Consider the following 16,856-nt stretch of genomic DNA (forward strand, 5'->3'; position numbering starts at 1 on the left):
TCAGTTAGTAATGAACTTGGCGCTGACGTAAGGCGCGTAGTCCGGCAGCACGGCGTCGACCTTGCCTTGTTCCTTGAGGAACGCAGCCGTATCGGTCACGGCCTTGGTAGTCGGGGCGCCCAGCAGGGTCACTTGGTCAGCGGCCAGCGGGTAGACGTTGCCTTGCAACAACAGCGGGATATCGCTGGCCTTAGCGCCGGATAGCTTCACCAGCTTGTCGATGTTGCCTTTGTCGGCGAGCCAGGCTTGTGGGTCTTTGCGGTAGGCGGCGTAGGCATCCAGAGTGACTTTGGCGAAGGCCGTGACGATTTCCGGGTGCTTCTCGGCAAAATCCTTACGCACGATCCACGCATCGAACGTTGGCGCGCCGAACTTGGCCAGCTCGCCAGAGGTGATCAGCACTTTGCCGTTTTCCTTGGCCACGCCCAGCGCGGGATCCCACACGTAGGTGGCGTCGATATCACCGCGCTTCCAGGCCGCGATGATCGCCGGCGGTGCGAGGTTGAGGATGGTCACTTTCGACGGATCGATGTTCCAGTGCTTGAGTGCGGCCAGCAGGCTGTAGTGGCCAGTGGAGACGAAGGGCACGGCGATCTTTTTGCCGATCAGGTCCTGGGGGCTGTTGATCCCCGAACCGTTGCGCGCCACCAGGGCTTCGGCCCCGCCAATCTGGGTGGCGACGAGGAAGGTTTCCACTGGCACTTTGCGGGTGATCGCGGCGGTCAGCGGGCTGGAACCGAGGTAGCCGATCTGCACGTCACCGGAGGCGATGGCGGCAATGATGTCGGCGCCGTTGTCGAATTTGCGCCAATCAATTTTGGCGTTGGTGGCTTTTTCATACGCACCGTCGGCCTGGGCGACTTTGGCCGGATCCACGGTGGTCTGGTAAGCGATGGTCACATCCGCCGCCTGGGCAAACAGGCTGGCACCGGCCAGGGACAACGCCGCCAAGAGGCGCAGGGGGGTTAAAAGTTTCAAGGGGAAGCTCCTCAATCAGGCGGCCGAGGGTCGGCGTGAGAGGAGACTAAATGATCTAAGAATCCGAAAATAAATAACATTTTCGAATTAGCTTATGTGGGGAAAGGTTGAAGCAAGTCTTGAGCTTGATGAGGGCAAATGTGGGAGGGGGCTTGCCCCCGATGGCGGTAGCTCAGCCACTGATGGGTGACTGACGCTCTGCTATCGGGGGCAAGCCCCCTCCCACATTTTGAGCCGGGTTCGGCTTCAATTAGTTACTGATGGCGAGAATGCTGGCCTGGTACGACCCCACAAACACATCAAAATCGCCCACTTCGTTCTGCTCCAGCTCCGCCTGTTGCGCCAGCGATTTGCGCGCCAGGTCCTCAAAGCGCGCCTGCTCTTCTGCGGGCAACGGCTCACGGCGGAAATGCTCGGCATGCAACTCGCTCTGATGCAGGGAGAACTGCGCGAAGCTCTCTTTGCGCTCGGCCATCGCGGCCAGTACCTGCGCCGAAGGGGTCAGCGATGGGTCGTTGACCTTAGCAAGCTGGGCGTCCAGCGCCTGGCTGTGCTCGCTGATGCCATGGCTCTGATCGAGCAGGGCGGCCAACGGTGCAATCTTCTCCAACAGCTCGGTGGCCCATTCCTTCATGTCCACCGGCGCGCCGTCGCGCTGCAATTGCAGGCCCGGACGGCGACCTTCCTTGACCACGCTGAGGAAGTTGGCGGTGGCATTGCCGCACGCGTTGTTGGCGAACAACGGGCTGTCGTTCAGCGCGCAGTACAGCAGGAACGCGTCGAGGAAGCGCGACTCGGGCAGGTCGATGCCCATCGGCAAGAACGGGTTGATGTCCAGGCAACGCACTTCGATGTACTGAATGCCGCGTGCCACCAGCGCCTGGATTGGTCGTTCACCGGTGTAGGTCACGCGCTTGGGGCGGATGTTGGAGTAGTACTCGTTTTCGATCTGCAGGATGTTGGTGTTGAGCTGTACCCACTCACCGTCCTTGTGCGTGCCGATTTCGACGTAAGGCGCGTAGGGTGTTGCCACCGCTTCGCGCAGGCTGTCGGTGTAGCTCGCCAAGTCGTTGTAGCACGGCGTCAGGCCGGCCTGGGCGTTGCTCTGGTAACCCAGGTCACTCATGCGCAGGCTGGTGGCGTAGGGCAGGTAGAGGGTGTCGGCGTCGAGCACTTCCAGCTGGTGCGAGCGACCGCGCAGGAAACCCGCGTCCAGGGCCGGTGAGGCACCGAACAGGTACATCAGCAGCCAGCTGTAACGGCGGAAGTTGCGGATCAGCGCGATGTAAGCCGTGGACTGATAGTCGCGGTCGGTGCCGACGAACCCTTCAGTTTCCTTGAGCAACGGCCACAACTGTTCCGGCAGGGAAAAGTTGTAGTGGATGCCGGCGATGCACTGCATGGTCTTGCCGTAACGCAGGGCCAGGCCCTTGCGGTACACGTACTTGAGCTGTCCGATATTGGAGGTGCCGTAGTAGGCAATCGGAATATCTTCCTCGGCCGGCAACGGACACGGCATCGAGGGGCTCCACAGGTATTCGCTGCCCAGCTTGGTGTAGGCAAAGCGGTGGATCTTGTCCAGGCTGCTCAGGGTATCGGCCGGGTTGGGCAGGGCTGGGGTGATGAACTCCAGCAGCGATTCTGAGTAGTCGGTGGTGATCTGTTCGTGGGTCAACGCGGCGCCCAGGGCTTCCGGGTGCGGCGTTTGCGCCAGGCGACCTTCACCCGTGACACGTAGGCACTCACGCTCGATGCCATGCAGGCACTGCTCTAGCAGGGAGAGGTGTTCGCGCTTGCCGAGCAGAGCCAGGCGGCGGTTGAGAAGTTCGCTCAAGTTGGATTCCTTCACGCGTCAGTCGCCCCAATATGGGGGTGGGCAGGACGGTCTACAAGGGTGAAGTTAAAACTGGCGTGATCGCCTGGTTGTGAGTCGATTTGACCCGCGGTAAAAAAGCCTACTTCACTCCATGAATTGGGCCATAGCGCAGCAGGAAAATTCCGACGCCGTTATCGCAGCGCCGAAATTAACTCAAATCGTGGGTGGTGAGCTATAGGACAGCGAAGGTGCCCTGTGCTTTTGCGACAAGTCGTTCCTCCTGATACACATCGGCTTCGACCACCAGGGTGCGCCGGCCGGCGTGAATCACACGGCTGGTGCACAGCACATCCCCGTCTTCCACGGCGCGGATGTAGTTGATCTTGCACTCGATGGTCGCGCTCTGCTGGTCGAAACCATGGGAACTGGAACAGGCCAGCCCCATGGTGATGTCTACCAGGCTGAAAATCGCCCCGCCATGGAGCTTGCCCGCGCGGTTGCGCAGGTGCGGCTCCAGGGTCAGGGCCACCTCGGCAACGCCTTCTTCCAGGCGTTGCAGGCGGCAGCCGATCAGTTCGCTGAAGGCGCTCTGAGTCAAACCGGCCGAGATTTCCATCAACGTTTCTTCAACTGCTTGGCGTTGGCGAACAGCGAGGCCATGGCATTGTTGCTTGGCGCTGCGGTTGCGGTTTCCTTGCGCGGTTGACTGCTTTCGGAACGGTTCTGCGACTGGCGCGGCGCCGAGCCTGGGCGTGCGCCACGGGCACCGTCAATTTTCTCGCCGGGGGTGTCGCTCATACGCATCGACAGACCAACGCGTTTGCGCGGGATGTCGACTTCCATGACCTTGACCTTGACCACATCACCGGCTTTCACCGCTTCACGTGGGTCTTTAATGAACTTCTCCGAAAGTGCGGAGATATGCACCAAACCATCCTGATGCACGCCGATGTCCACAAACGCGCCAAAGTTGGTCACGTTGGTCACCACACCCTCCAGGATCATGCCCAGCTCCAGGTCCTTGAGGTCTTCGACGCCGTCCTGGAACTCGGCGGTCTTGAACTCAGGACGTGGGTCGCGGCCAGGCTTTTCAAGCTCTTGCAGGATGTCGGTGATGGTCGGTACGCCGAACGTTTCGTCGGTGTACTTCTTCGGGTCCAGGCGCTTGAGGAACGCAGCGTCACCGATCAGCGAACGGATGTCGCGGTCGGTCTCGGCGGCGATGCGTTGCACCAGCGGATATGCTTCCGGGTGAACGGCCGAGGAATCCAGCGGGTTGTCACCGTTCATTACGCGTAGGAAACCGGCGGCTTGCTCGAAGGTTTTCTCGCCCAGTCGAGCGACCTTTTTCAACGCGGCGCGGGTTTTGAACGCGCCGTTTTCGTCTCGGTGAGTGACGATATTCTGCGCCAGCGTGGTGTTCAGGCCGGAGATACGGGCCAACAGCGCGACCGAGGCAGTGTTTACATCCACGCCAACCTTGTTCACGCAGTCTTCCACCACCGCATCCAGGCCACGCGCCAGCTTCAGCTGTGACACGTCGTGCTGGTACTGGCCGACACCGATGGATTTAGGGTCAATCTTCACCAGTTCGGCCAGCGGATCCTGCAGGCGACGGGCGATGGATACCGCGCCACGGATCGACACATCGAGGTCCGGGAATTCCTTGGAGGCCAGTTCCGACGCCGAGTACACCGAAGCGCCCGCCTCGGAGACCATGACCTTGGTCATCTTCATGGCTGGGTATTTTTTGATCAGTTCGGCGGCAAGCTTGTCGGTTTCACGGCTGGCGGTGCCGTTGCCGATGGCGATCAGGTCCACCGAATGCTTGGCGCACAGGGCGGCCAGAATCGCGAGGGTCTGGTCCCACTTGTTATGCGGCACGTGCGGGTACACGGTGGCGTGGTCCAGCAGCTTGCCGGTGGCATCGACCACGGCGGCCTTGCAGCCGGTGCGCAGGCCCGGGTCGAGGCCCAGGGTGGCGCGCGGGCCGGCTGGTGCGGCCAGCAGTAGGTCGTGCAGGTTGTGGGCGAAGACGTTGATCGCTTCGGTTTCGGCGCCGTCGCGCAATTCGCCCAGCAGGTCGGTTTCCAGGTGGGTGTAGAGCTTGACCTTCCAGGTCCAGCGCACTACTTCACCGAGCCACTTATCAGCAGGACGATTCTGATTCTGGATGCCGAATTGTTGACCGATCATGCCTTCGCACGGGTGCATGGTGCCCGGCAGCTCGTCGCCGACTTTGAGTGCGGAGCTGAGAATGCCTTCGTTGCGGCCACGGAAAATCGCCAGTGCACGGTGGGACGGCATGCTCTTGAGCGGTTCGTCGTGTTCGAAGTAATCGCGGAATTTGGCGCCTTCTTCCTCTTTGCCGGCGATGACGCGAGCGCTGATGATGGCTTCCTGCTTGAGGTAGGTACGCAGTTTTTCCAGAAGGCTGGCGTTTTCGGCGAAGCGCTCCATGAGGATGTACTTGGCGCCTTCGAGGGCTGCCTTGACATCGGCAACGCCTTTTTCAGCGTTGACGAAGCGCGCGGCTTCGGTGTCCGGGGTCAGCGACGGGTCGTTGAACAGGCCGTCGGCCAGTTCGCCCAGGCCGGCTTCGAGGGCGATCTGGCCCTTGGTGCGGCGCTTTTGTTTGTAGGGCAGGTAAAGGTCTTCGAGGCGGGTTTTGGTGTCGGCGAGCTTGATGTCGCGCTCTAGCTGCGGGGTCAGCTTGCCCTGTTCCTCGATGCTGGCGAGGATGCTGATACGCCGTTCGTCGAGTTCTCGCAGGTAGCGCAGGCGCTCTTCCAGGTGACGCAGTTGGATGTCGTCGAGGCTGCCTGTCACTTCTTTTCGGTAACGGGCGATGAAGGGCACCGTGGAGCCTTCATCCAGTAGAGCGACGGCCGCTTCGACCTGTTGTGGGCGTACACCGAGTTCCTCGGCGATGCGGCTGTTGATGCTGTCCATAAAACCACCTGAAATTCTTAGAAGCAGCTTGCAGGCCCGGAAAACAAGGCCTTGCGCAGCTGGTTGAGCGGCCCGACTGGCGCCGCTGCCTGGGTCAAGAGGCAGCCTATTGACCCTCGAAATCGGAAAAATCGCGACAAGCGGGTAAAAAAGCTTGGCAGTAAAAAGGTAACGATCTGACGTCGCCCTGTATGAGGGCGCCGCATTATAACCAGCGTTTTGTCCTTGAGGGCTACTGCGCGGGTGGTTGTAGGGCGCGGGTTTGCTGGCAGTTGAGGAAAAATCTGCTAACAATGCACACGGTGCGTATAACGACAGCTACGCCATAATGCGCGCCGAGATAAGAGGAGCATCTAATGAGCAGCACTGCACAAACTGCTGAAGGCGAAAAAATTCTCATCGTTGATGACGATCCAGGGCTGAGCAGCCTGCTGGAGCGTTTCTTCAATTCCAAGGGCTACCGTGCCCGCGCGGTGCCGAACACCGAGCAGATGGATCGCCTCCTGGGGCGCGAAGTATTCAACCTGGTCGTACTCGACCTGATGCTGCCAGGCGAAGATGGCCTGACCGCATGCAAACGCCTGCGCGGCGCGAACAATCAGATTCCAATCATCATGCTCACCGCCAAGGGCGATGAGCTGAGCCGCATCAAGGGCCTTGAACTGGGCGCCGATGACTACCTGGCCAAACCCTTCAATCCGGATGAGTTGATGGCGCGGGTCAAAGCCGTATTGCGCCGTCAGGCACCGCCAGTACCGGGCGCGCCAGGCAGCGAAGACGAAAGCGTTACCTTCGGCGACTACGAACTGTCGCTGGCGACCCGCGAACTCAAGCGCGGCGATGAAGTGCACATGCTCACCACCGGCGAATTCGCCGTGCTCAAGGCGCTGGTGATGAACGCTCGCCAGCCGCTGACACGCGACAAGCTGATGAACCTGGCTCGTGGTCGTGAATGGGACGCCCTGGAGCGCTCCATCGACGTGCAAATTTCCCGTCTGCGCCGGATGATCGAGCCGGACCCTTCCAAGCCACGGTATATCCAGACTGTCTGGGGCGTGGGTTATGTCTTTGTGCCGGATGGCACCGCAACCAAGTGATCGATGATTTGCAGGGCGGGCATCCTGGCGTTTGACTCCATGAGGGTCGACGGGATGCCCGGCGTCTGCAATTCTGCGAGCGCCGCTCGTTCCTGCAAGGTGTCCAGCTTTCATCTATGAAAACCCCGCTGTGGTTCCCACAAAGTTTCTTCTCCCGCACCCTTTGGCTGGTGCTGATCGTCGTTCTGTTTTCCAAAGCGCTCACGCTGGTTTATCTGCTGATGAACGAAGATGTGCTGGTGGATCGACAGTACAGCCACGGTGTGGCTTTGACGCTGCGCGCCTATTGGGCCGCCGATCCCGAGAACCGCGAGAAGATTGCCAAGGCCGCCACTCTGGTACGCGTGGCGGGTGCAGGTGTGCCGGAAGGCGAGCAACATTGGCCTTATAGCGAGATTTACCAGCGCCAAATGCAGGCCGAACTGGGTGAAGACACCGAAGTACGGCTGCGTATGCATGTGTCTCCTGCATTGTGGGTACGTGCGCCGAGCCTGGGTGAGGACTGGCTGAAAGTACCGCTGTACCCTCATCCTTTGCGGGGGCAGAAGATCTGGAACGTGTTGGGCTGGTTTTTGGCGATCGGGCTGCTTTCCACAGCATCCGCGTGGATCTTTGTGCGCCAGCTCAACCAACCCCTTAAACGATTGGTGTTCGCCGCCCGGCAATTGGGTCAGGGGCGTAGCGTGCGCCTGCCGGTCAGCGATACACCGAGTGAAATGACCGAGGTATACGGCGCGTTCAACCAGATGGCAGAGGATGTCGAACAGGCCGGGCGCGAACGCGAGTTGATGCTGGCCGGTGTCTCTCACGACCTGCGCACGCCGCTGACACGCTTGCGACTGTCCCTGGAGTTGATGGACAACCATACCGATCTGACCGACGACATGGTCCGCGATATCGAGGATATGGACGCGATTCTCGATCAGTTTCTGGCGTTTATCCGCGATGGCCGCGATGAGGTGGTTGAGGAAGTCGACCTGACGGATTTGGTGCGCGAGGTGGTTGCGCCCTATAACCAGAACGGCGAACAGGTACGGATGCGCCTTGAGCCGATCCAGCCGTTTGCGTTGCGACGTGTGTCGATGAAGCGCCTGTTGAACAATTTGATTGGCAACGCCTTGCATCACGCCGGCTCTGATGTGGAAGTGGCGGCGTACGTTTCGGGCGACAGCGCCGCACCTTATGTGGTGCTGAGTGTGATGGACCGTGGCACGGGGATCGACCCGGCGGAACTGGAGGGTATCTTCAACCCGTTTACTCGTGGGGACCGTGCACGCGGTGGCAAAGGCACGGGGCTGGGGCTGGCGATCGTGCGACGAATTGCCTCGATGCATGGTGGCAATGTTGAGTTGCGTAATCGCGAAGGCGGCGGCCTTGAGGCGCGGGTGCGTTTGCCATTGGGCTTGATGTTGCCCAGAGACGCGGTCTAACAAACAACGCAGATCAAAATGTGGGAGGGGGCTTGCTCCCGATTGCAGTGGGTCAGCTACCAATAAGCTGGCTGATCCACCGCTATCGGGGGCAAGCCCCCTCCCACATTTGGTTTACGTGTGCCACATACTGCGTTTTATCAGCCCTTGCCCTTGGTTCTGGTCATATTCGGCCCACCATTCTTCTCTAGATGCTGAATGATGATCCCCGCCACATCTTTGCCAGTGGTGGTTTCGATACCTTCCAGGCCCGGGGATGAATTGACTTCCATCACCAGCGGCCCGTGGTTCGAACGCAGGATATCTACCCCCGCCACGGCCAACCCCATCACCTTGGCCGCCCGCAGCGCGGTCATGCGCTCCTCAGGGGTGATCTTGATCAGGCTGGCACTGCCGCCGCGGTGCAGGTTGGAGCGAAACTCTCCAGGTTTGGCCTGGCGCTTCATCGCCGCAATTACCTTGTCGCCCACCACGAAGCAGCGGATATCCGCACCCCCTGCCTCCTTGATGTATTCCTGCACCATGATGTTCTGCTTGAGGCCCATGAACGCCTCGATCACCGACTCCGCCGCGGTTGCGGTTTCACACAGCACTACGCCAATGCCCTGTGTGCCTTCCAGTACCTTGATTACCAGTGGCGCGCCGTTGACCATCTCGATCAGGTCCGGGATGTCATCGGGTGAGTGGGCAAACCCGGTGACCGGCAGGCCGATCCCCCGGCGCGACAGCAGTTGCAGCGAACGTAATTTGTCCCGCGAGCGCGCAATAGCCACGGACTCGTTCAAGGGGAACACCCCCATCATCTCGAATTGGCGCAGCACCGCGCAGCCATAAAACGTCACCGAAGCGCCGATCCGCGGGATTACGGCATCAAAGCCTTCCAGCGGTTTGCCTCGGTAATGGATCTGCGGCTTGTGGCTGGCAATGTTCATATAGGCACGCAACGTGTCGATCACCACCATTTCGTGGCCACGTTCGGTGCCGGCCTCGACCAGGCGGCGGGTGGAATACAGACGCGGGTTTCGCGACAGCACAGCAATCTTCATGCAGCACCTGGGGCAGAAATAGTAGAGACCGGGAACACCGGCTTGTCTTGAACGTACTTGATGCCGGGGTTGACCACCAACTGGCCGTCAATCAGCGCCTTGGAACCCAGCAGCAAGCGGTAACGCATAGCCTTGCGGCAGGCCAGGGTGAACTCCACCCGCCATACCCGATCACCCAACGCCAGGGTGGTGCTGATCACATAGCGCACCTGCGCATGGCCGTTGGAGCTCTTGATGGTTTTCATCGTCACCAAAGGCGCTTCGCAGCGGCGGTGGCGCAGTTGCACAACACTGCCCAGATGCGCAGTGAAGCGCACCCACTTCTCACCGTCGCGCTCAAAGGGTTCGATATCGGTGGCGTGCAGGCTTGAGGTGCTGGCACCTGTGTCGATCTTCGCGCGCAGGCCTGCCACTCCCAAGTCGGGAAGTGCCACCCACTCACGCAGACCCACAACGGTCAAATGGTCAAATGTCTTCAATATGGGTAACCGGTCAATTAGCCCAAGCTATCGGTGAAACCTCGGCCAGGGCTTTGAATGCGGGCTTGGCGAACCAGTAGCCTTGCATGAGAAATATTCCACAGTCAGACAGAAAGTCTCGCTCTCCGGCACTTTCAATGCCTTCGGCGATGACAGTAACGTTCAACTGCTCACAGATTGTGACAATCCCCCGGACGATCACCTGACGGACACGATCCTGGTCCACATCGCGGATCAGAGCCATGTCGAGTTTGATCAAGTCAGGTTGGAAATCGGCCAGTAGATTCAGCCCCGAATAGCCCGCTCCGAAATCGTCGATGGCGGTCTTGAAGCCGAATTCGCGGTATTCACGCAGAATATTCGTCAAATGGCGATAGTTATCTACATGCTCGCTTTCCAGCGTCTCGAAAATCAGTCTGTTCAGCGGGAAATTGTGCGCGCGAGCCGCCTCCAGGGTGCTGCGGATGCACAACTCCGGACGGTACACGGCGTTGGGCATGAAATTGATGGAAAGATGGGTTTGCATCCCCATGGCTGCTGCGCCGGCAATTGCCTGGGTGCGGCAGCGTTGGTCGAAGCGGTAGCGATTGCTTTCGTTAACCTGGTTCAGCACCGACAACGCACCTTCGCCTTGTGTACCGCGCACCAAGGCTTCGTGGGCAAAAATCGAATGATCCCGAAGGTCTACGATAGGCTGGTAGGCAAACGCAAAATCGAAACCCAGGGGCTCGCTTTGCTGGCAGCCTGCGCAGCGCTGGTCAGGCGAGGTGAGTGAAGTGGGAAAGTCGGTCACGGCGTATCCTCGCGAAAACAGGGTGCTACCTGGCGTATCTTAGGTGAGCCTTGAGGTTTATGCGTCGAAGGGTTTCAACGGTAAAGTTGCGACATTTTTCAGAGCGAGGAATTCAAGTGGCTCAAAAGCAGGAAGAGGAAGAAAAGGTTCGCCTGGACAAGTGGCTGTGGGCCGCGCGTTTCTATAAAACCCGTGCCCTGGCCAAGGCGGCGATAGAGAGTGGCAAGGTGCACCATCGTGGCGAGCGCTGCAAGCCGGGCAAGGAGCCACGCGTCGGCGATGAGTTTCAGATTCGTACCGGTTTTGATGAAAAGACCATTGTGGTCCAAGCACTTTCCATCGTGCGTCGTGGCGCACCTGAAGCTCAGGCGCTCTACACCGAGACCGACGCTAGCATCGCCAAGCGCGAAAATGCTGCGGCGATGCGCAAGGCGGGGGCTTCAGGCCTGACCACCGATGGTAAGCCGAGCAAGAAGCAACGCCGCGACCTCTTCAAGTTTCGCGGCAGTGGCAGTGATGACTGATTGCGCAGAACCCCAGCCGAATGAGGGAGGGAGCCAGCCCCCTCGCTTATTCGGCCTGCAGCGTTAAGGGGATGTGCGCACGACGCTCAATCCTCCGATCACCGGCAGCTTGCCAAGTAACCCGAAGATCGGCGTCGTCACGTGTAACAAAGCGCCCGACACCTTTGCCGCAAACGGCGTGTAATACCCCCAGCCCAACGCCAACAGCGCCAGCAGCACTCCGCCGATGTAATCGTCCTGCCCCCAATGCGCACCTGCCACCAGCCGCGGCATCATAAACAACAGCGCCAGGCCCCAGATCACCAGCACTTGGCCGATGCGCTTGGCGAACACCGTCATAAACATCCCCCAAATCAACAGCACAGACGCATGATCCCCAGGGAAGCTTTGGCTCGAACGGTCCTTCAGCTCCCAGGTCTTCTCCAGGCCAGGAAAGTAATCACTCATCTGAATGGCCCCGCCGATCACCATCGACGGGCTGCTGTGCTGCCAGCCCATCTGTGCCGCAAGTTTGGAAAACAGCATGCGGATAAACAACAGCAGCAACAAAATGCCGACAAAACCTAACAGCGCCTGACGCACCTGCACGGCCTTGAACACCCATTCGCCGCGAACCAGCAGCGACAGCAGGATCACCCCGACCACCGCATCAAACGGTCGCAAACTGGCCACGGCCCAAATGTGCAGCCACGTTGCGTTGGTTGCCAGAGGGTCATTGAGCAGATGAAACAGCCACTCGTCGAAAATCACACAGAGCATCTGGCCCGTGGGCCACAGCCAAAAACACAGCAGCGTGATAGCGAGTAGATTGCACAGAGCCCATCGCCGGAGGTTCCACTTGGCTTGGAACAAACCCGGATTGTTCATAAACTGTCCCTCTTCGCTCTATTTAAACTCTCTGTTTCCAGGAGAAATTCGCACCAAAACGGTGCTAAAGCGTTTAATTCTATAAACCTTGTAATCAATTTGTCATCAATTCAGATACCCAGACCTATGACTGATCTACCGGATACCGACTTCACCCAACGCTTCATCTTCGACGAGAGCGACGCCCGCGGCGAAATGGTTTCGTTGGAACTCAGCTACGCCGAAGTCCTCGCCAAGCACCCCTATCCTGAGCCGGTCGCGCAACTGCTTGGAGAGCTGATGGCCGCTGCGGCGTTGCTGGTCGGCACCATGAAGTTTGACGGTTTGCTGATCCTGCAGGCCCGCTCCGAAGGCCCGATCCCGCTGCTGATGATCGAGTGCTCCAGCGAACGTGAAATCCGCGGCCTGGCCCGTTATGACGCCGACCTGATTGCCCCGGACGCCATGCTGGCGGACCTGATGCCCAACGGCGTCCTGGCGCTCACCGTCGACCCGACCGTTGGCCAGCGTTACCAGGGCATCGTCGACCTCGACGGCGAAACCTTGTCGGATTGCTTCACTAACTATTTCGTGATGTCCCAACAAGTCGGCACCAAGTTCTGGCTCAACGCAGACGGCAAACGCGCCCGTGGCATGCTGTTGCAGCAATTGCCGGCCGACCGCATCAAGGACGACGACGATCGCGCTGAAAGCTGGCGGCACACCATCGCTCTGGCCGACACCCTGAAAGCCGAAGAGCTGCTGGGCTTGAACAACGAAACCATCCTGCATCGCCTCTACCACGAAGAACCTGTGCGCCTGTTCGACGCGCAAACCTTGCGCTTCCATTGCAGTTGCTCCCGCGAGCGTTCAGGTAGCGCATTGGTCAGCCTGGGTCTCGAAGATGCGCAAAATCTGGTGGTGGAACACGGTGGCAATATTGAGATCGACTGCCAGTTCTGCAACCAGCGCTACCTGTTCGATGCTGCCGATGTCACTCAATTGTTCGCTGGCGCAGGCATCGACACGCCATCCGACACCCGCCACTAAAACGTTTAAGCACAGGTAAATCACCTGACAAATGCCGGATTAGAGGTGTTCTGACGGGAGGGCCCTACTCTTTTTGGGCTTTTCTGGCATAATCCGGCCCACTTTTTTCGCGGTAGTAGTGCGCAACTTTCTACTACAAAACGTTTGGAGCACTCGGCCATAGGCCGACGGGGAACCTCATGACGCAAGCCAATAACGCCGTATACACCGATCTGAGTGTTGACGATCTGGTCAAAGAAGCCCTGCAGCGCGGTGAAGGCGTGCTTGCCGATACTGGCGCACTGGTCGTAGAAACCGGTCATCGCACCGGTCGTTCGCCGGTCGACCGTTTCATCGTTGAAGAGCCTTCCACCCAGGACGCCATCGCCTGGGGCCCGATCAACCGCAAGTTCCCGGCCGACAAGTTCGATGCCCTGTGGGCTCGCGTCGAGGCTTTCAACAACGCGCAAGAGCACTTCGTTTCCCACGTTCACGTAGGGGCTGCCGAAGACCACTACCTGGCTGTGAAAATGACCACCCAGACTGCCTGGCAGAACCTGTTCGGTCGTTGCCTGTTCATCAACCCGGCCCAGTACAACCCAGCCGGCCGTGACGAATGGCAAGTGCTCAACGTGGCTAACTTCGAGTGCGTGCCAGAGCGTGATGGCACCAACTCCGACGGTTGCGTGATCCTCAACTTCGCACAGAAAAAAGTACTCATCGCTGGCATGCGTTACGCCGGTGAAATGAAGAAAGCCATGTTCTCGGTACAGAACTTCCTGCTGCCGGCTTCCGACGTACTGCCGATGCACTGCGCCGCCAACATCGGCGAAGCGGGCGACGTGACCCTGTTCTTCGGCCTGTCCGGCACCGGTAAAACCACCCTGTCGGCCGACGAAAGCCGTTACCTGATTGGTGACGATGAACATGGTTGGGGCGAAGGCGTGGTGTTCAACATCGAAGGCGGTTGCTATGCCAAATGCATCGACCTGTCCGAGAAGAACGAGCCGGTTATCTGGAAAGCCATCAAGCACGGCGCAGTATTGGAAAACGTCGTGATCGACGACGCCAAGCACGCCGACTACGCCGACGTGAGCCTGACCCAGAACAGCCGCGCCGCCTACCCGCTCGAGCACGTTGCCAAACGTTCCGAGAAGAACCTGGGCGGCGAGCCAAACGCAGTGATCTTCCTGACCTGCGACCTGACCGGCGTACTGCCACCAGTGTCTATCCTCAGCGAAGAACAAGCGGCCTACCACTTCCTGTCCGGCTACACCGCATTGGTGGGTTCGACTGAGATGGGATCGGGTAGCGGCATCAAGTCGACGTTCTCCACCTGCTTCGGCGCGCCATTCTTCCCACGCCCAGCCGGCGAATACGCAGAGCTGCTGATCAAGCGCATCCGCGGCTTCGGCTCCAAGGTCTACCTGGTCAACACCGGCTGGACCGGCGGCGGCTACGGCGTTGGCAAGCGCTTCAACATTCCGACCACTCGCGGTGTGATCGCAGCGATCCAGAGCGGCGCGTTGATCGGTGCTGAAACCGAACACCTCGACACCATCAACCTCGACGTGCCATTGGCCGTACCGGGTGTTGAAACCGGCCTGTTGAACCCACGTAACACCTGGGCTGACAAGGCTGCTTACGATGTAGCAGCGAAGGCGCTGGCGGGGCTGTTCATCGAGAACTTCAAGAAGTTTGAAGTGAGCGATGCGATCAAGGCTGCGGGTCCTAAGTTGTAAGATTCGCGTGTTGTGAAAAAGCCGCCTCTTGTGGGCGGCTTTTTTATGCGCGAAAGGTCAGTCGGCGATGTGCAGAACTACTGCTCCGATCAATACCAATACAACCCCCAGCACCTGCACCGCAGTGAGCCGCTCCTTGAAAAACACAAACCCCAGAATCGCCGCAATCCCACCTGACAACGTACTGATCACCGTCACCACCGAAACCGACCCCGCCATCGCACCCCATGAAAACGCCGAGAACCCGCCGAGGTTCATCAAGCTCGCGCCGGTCAGCGTCGCACAGTTTTTCAGTGGCGGGATTTTTAGGCCATCTTTGATCTTCAGCACCATCATTACCAGTACGCACACGCCCACCAGATAACCCAACCAAAGCATGGTGATCGGTCCCAACGCGGGCAGCGTGTAGCGGCCTTGCAGCCAGAAACTGGCGCCGTACAACAGTGCGGCGAGCATGGCGTAGGCGATGGATAGGCGGGGGTTGTTGTGGGGTACGCCGTTGTCCTTGTGGATGCTGGAGAGGATCACGCCGATGACGCATAGGGCAATGCAACCGAGTTGTATAAGGCTGATGTGCTCGCCGCTGGCCCAGGACAATAAGGTAGTGACCACGCCGTACGATGTCACCAGTGGTGCAACGATCGCGGCTTTGCCCATGGCGAAGGCTTTGGACAGCGCGAGAGCGCCGGACACGGTGAGCAGCGCGGCTGCGATGCCCAGCAGCCAGACGCTTAGCGGGGCGTCGAGGGATTTGAAGAGAAAGGTCGGCAACATGACCAGTAGCAAGGTCATGATCAGGAAGCCGAGCGCCTGGCCAAAGTAAACGGCGCGTTTAACGCCGACAGCCCGGGCATTGAGGCCCACGAGGAAATCCGTGCCACCCCAGAGCAGGGCGGCCAGCAGGCCCATTGTTACGTCCATGTATCGTCCTTTCTGAAGACTCAATTTCCTTTAACAGCCCCGCTTGCCGGCAATGGCGACCTCAAGACCGCCATCGCCGGTAAGCCGGGCTCCTACAGGGGGCTGCGTGTTAGCTCAGGTTTTCCAGCGTCTGCGTGTCCCAGCTGTGAGTCTTGATGGCGAGATAGAGCATGCCGATGGTCAGTGGAACCTTGTTGCCGCGCCCCTTGGCCCGACGCTTGAGGAACACATCAAAGACCGGCGGGTTGAAGTAACGATAAGTGTCGTAGTCGCCCAGGTCGAGTGCGAATTCCTGCTCCAGCGCTTCCATCAGTTGCTTGGCTTCACTGCCGTCACAGCCCAGGTCGAAATTGAGTGAGGTTTGCAGGCGGATAGTCTTGTGTTTCGGCAGGCCGATTTCTTCGTGCAGCAGTTGCAGGAGTTGCTGCATGACGGGGTCTTCGGGGAAGTCGGGGGCGAGGTTCATGGTGGGGGCACGCAGGAGTGGGTGAAGAGGGAGGTCGCGTTTCAAGCGGAATTTGTTTCGGGTGATGAAGAGTGCCAAGCCTATCAAGAATAGGAATACAGGCAGGAGGGGCATTTTAAGGATTACTGCTACGTAGGGTAGTAGGAATGCCAACGTAACGCCTGTCGCGAGCAACGTGATAGCAAATCGCTTTCTGAGTATTGGGGTTGTGATTTGGTGATTCAAAACAAGGTATAGCGCCACAAAGGCGACAATTTGAACGCAGATAGTCATGGCTTCTGACATTCCATGGCTTCGAGGGGATAGCTGCGAATAATACTTTTGGTGATCGCACCCACAGGGGTGGCAGCGGCGCGCGCTATTGGTTTTGAAAACGGGTGAATTGGCGCACTGAAAAGTCCCGCTAACGTTAGAGCGATAAGGGGCCCGCGTTCATTGAGCAAATCTGCCTGCTGCTGGTTCAGCGGCTTAGCGATTGCGACAGTCATTTTGCAAGGCAAATGACCGGGTAGCATTTTTCCGTAGAGATCCGCCAGCCGATAGCGAACTTCAGTTGCGCGGGTGCCTGCTTCCAAAAGACAGAGGTTTGCCAGTGTTTGTCGATGGGCGGGTAGAACGCTAAACCGAATCACCGCGAAGGTGATGCCGTAGTGGCCAATGTATTGAGTCCTTTCGATGTTCACAGGTTTCTGCCGGGAAAGTTGAGGCCGCGCTATTTTCATTCAGCGACGGGTAAC

16 protein-coding genes are annotated in these 16,856 nt (G+C 59.0%); 5 read left to right on the plus strand and 11 right to left on the minus strand.

Annotated elements, in window-relative coordinates:
* The 4 genes from tauA to AOA61_RS16135 form a co-directional block, all read right to left on the minus strand.
* Nucleotides 1–978, minus strand: coding sequence for a taurine ABC transporter substrate-binding protein (tauA, locus tag AOA61_RS16120; RefSeq protein WP_099602133.1), 978 nt, complete (start codon nucleotides 976–978; stop codon nucleotides 1–3).
* Nucleotides 979–1,228: 250 nt separating this feature from the next.
* Nucleotides 1,229–2,812, minus strand: a complete 1,584-nt coding sequence (gene gshA / locus AOA61_RS16125; protein WP_099602134.1) for a glutamate--cysteine ligase — start codon at nucleotides 2,810–2,812, stop codon at nucleotides 1,229–1,231.
* Nucleotides 2,813–3,026: 214 nt separating this feature from the next.
* Nucleotides 3,027–3,410, minus strand: a complete 384-nt coding sequence (locus AOA61_RS16130; RefSeq protein ID WP_099602135.1) for a PaaI family thioesterase — start codon at nucleotides 3,408–3,410, stop codon at nucleotides 3,027–3,029.
* Nucleotides 3,410–5,746 (minus strand): Tex family protein, encoded by a 2,337-nt coding sequence (locus AOA61_RS16135; protein WP_099602136.1) that lies wholly within the window; start codon nucleotides 5,744–5,746, stop codon nucleotides 3,410–3,412. The genes AOA61_RS16130 and AOA61_RS16135 overlap by 1 nt, the downstream gene beginning before the upstream one ends.
* Nucleotides 5,747–6,102: 356 nt before the next feature.
* On the opposite strand from AOA61_RS16135, the gene ompR reads away from it, so the two are divergent.
* A complete protein-coding gene (ompR, locus tag AOA61_RS16140) occupies nucleotides 6,103–6,843 on the plus strand; it encodes a two-component system response regulator OmpR (RefSeq protein WP_015373500.1) in 741 nt (246 codons plus the stop codon).
* A gap of 116 nt (nucleotides 6,844–6,959) precedes the next feature.
* On the plus strand, nucleotides 6,960–8,273 hold the full coding sequence (locus AOA61_RS16145) for an ATP-binding protein (protein WP_032884939.1): 1,314 nt from the start codon (nucleotides 6,960–6,962) through the stop codon (nucleotides 8,271–8,273).
* Between the two features lie 140 nt (nucleotides 8,274–8,413).
* On the opposite strand, the gene rimK is transcribed toward AOA61_RS16145, so the two are convergent.
* The 3 genes from rimK to AOA61_RS16160 are packed head-to-tail and all read right to left on the minus strand — an operon-like array spanning nucleotide 8,414 to nucleotide 10,591.
* Nucleotides 8,414–9,319 (minus strand): 30S ribosomal protein S6--L-glutamate ligase, encoded by a 906-nt coding sequence (rimK, locus tag AOA61_RS16150; protein WP_003171022.1) that lies wholly within the window; start codon nucleotides 9,317–9,319, stop codon nucleotides 8,414–8,416.
* On the minus strand, nucleotides 9,316–9,765 hold the full coding sequence (locus tag AOA61_RS16155) for an ATP-dependent zinc protease (protein ID WP_177326413.1): 450 nt from the start codon (nucleotides 9,763–9,765) through the stop codon (nucleotides 9,316–9,318). The genes rimK and AOA61_RS16155 overlap by 4 nt, the downstream gene beginning before the upstream one ends.
* Nucleotides 9,766–9,811: 46 nt before the next feature.
* Nucleotides 9,812–10,591 (minus strand): EAL domain-containing protein, encoded by a 780-nt coding sequence (locus AOA61_RS16160; protein ID WP_099602137.1) that lies wholly within the window; start codon nucleotides 10,589–10,591, stop codon nucleotides 9,812–9,814.
* A gap of 116 nt (nucleotides 10,592–10,707) precedes the next feature.
* Here AOA61_RS16160 and AOA61_RS16165 point away from each other — a divergent pair, with 116 nt between their 5' ends.
* Nucleotides 10,708–11,115: an RNA-binding S4 domain-containing protein gene (locus AOA61_RS16165; RefSeq protein WP_032884944.1), complete on the plus strand. Its 408-nt coding sequence runs from the start codon at nucleotides 10,708–10,710 to the stop codon at nucleotides 11,113–11,115.
* A gap of 63 nt (nucleotides 11,116–11,178) precedes the next feature.
* Here the strand turns inward: AOA61_RS16165 and AOA61_RS16170 are convergent, their stop codons facing one another.
* Nucleotides 11,179–11,982 carry a phosphatase PAP2 family protein gene (locus AOA61_RS16170; RefSeq protein WP_099602138.1) on the minus strand — a complete coding sequence of 268 codons (804 nt, stop codon included), beginning with the start codon at nucleotides 11,980–11,982 and terminating at the stop codon, nucleotides 11,179–11,181.
* A 126-nt stretch (nucleotides 11,983–12,108) separates the two neighbouring features.
* Between AOA61_RS16170 and hslO the strand changes: the two genes are divergently transcribed.
* Both hslO and AOA61_RS16180 read left to right on the plus strand, forming a co-directional pair.
* A complete protein-coding gene (hslO, locus tag AOA61_RS16175) occupies nucleotides 12,109–13,011 on the plus strand; it encodes an Hsp33 family molecular chaperone HslO (protein ID WP_032884948.1) in 903 nt (300 codons plus the stop codon).
* Between the two features lie 179 nt (nucleotides 13,012–13,190).
* Nucleotides 13,191–14,732, plus strand: a complete 1,542-nt coding sequence (locus AOA61_RS16180) for a phosphoenolpyruvate carboxykinase (protein ID WP_099602139.1) — start codon at nucleotides 13,191–13,193, stop codon at nucleotides 14,730–14,732.
* A gap of 57 nt (nucleotides 14,733–14,789) precedes the next feature.
* On the opposite strand, the gene AOA61_RS16185 is transcribed toward AOA61_RS16180, so the two are convergent.
* The 3 genes from AOA61_RS16185 to AOA61_RS16195 form a co-directional block, all read right to left on the minus strand.
* Nucleotides 14,790–15,653, minus strand: coding sequence for a DMT family transporter (locus tag AOA61_RS16185; RefSeq protein WP_241150151.1), 864 nt, complete (start codon nucleotides 15,651–15,653; stop codon nucleotides 14,790–14,792).
* 109 nt (nucleotides 15,654–15,762) lie between these two features.
* On the minus strand, nucleotides 15,763–16,119 hold the full coding sequence (locus AOA61_RS16190) for a DUF1493 family protein (RefSeq protein ID WP_095186348.1): 357 nt from the start codon (nucleotides 16,117–16,119) through the stop codon (nucleotides 15,763–15,765).
* A 269-nt stretch (nucleotides 16,120–16,388) separates the two neighbouring features.
* Entirely contained in the window at nucleotides 16,389–16,802 is a 414-nt protein-coding gene (locus tag AOA61_RS16195) for a hypothetical protein (RefSeq protein ID WP_178075197.1), read from the minus strand.
* Between the last annotated feature and the right edge of the window lie 54 nt (nucleotides 16,803–16,856).

The organism is Pseudomonas sp. 2995-1, from assembly GCF_002742505.1.
Taxonomy (GTDB): domain Bacteria; phylum Pseudomonadota; class Gammaproteobacteria; order Pseudomonadales; family Pseudomonadaceae; genus Aquipseudomonas; species Aquipseudomonas sivasensis.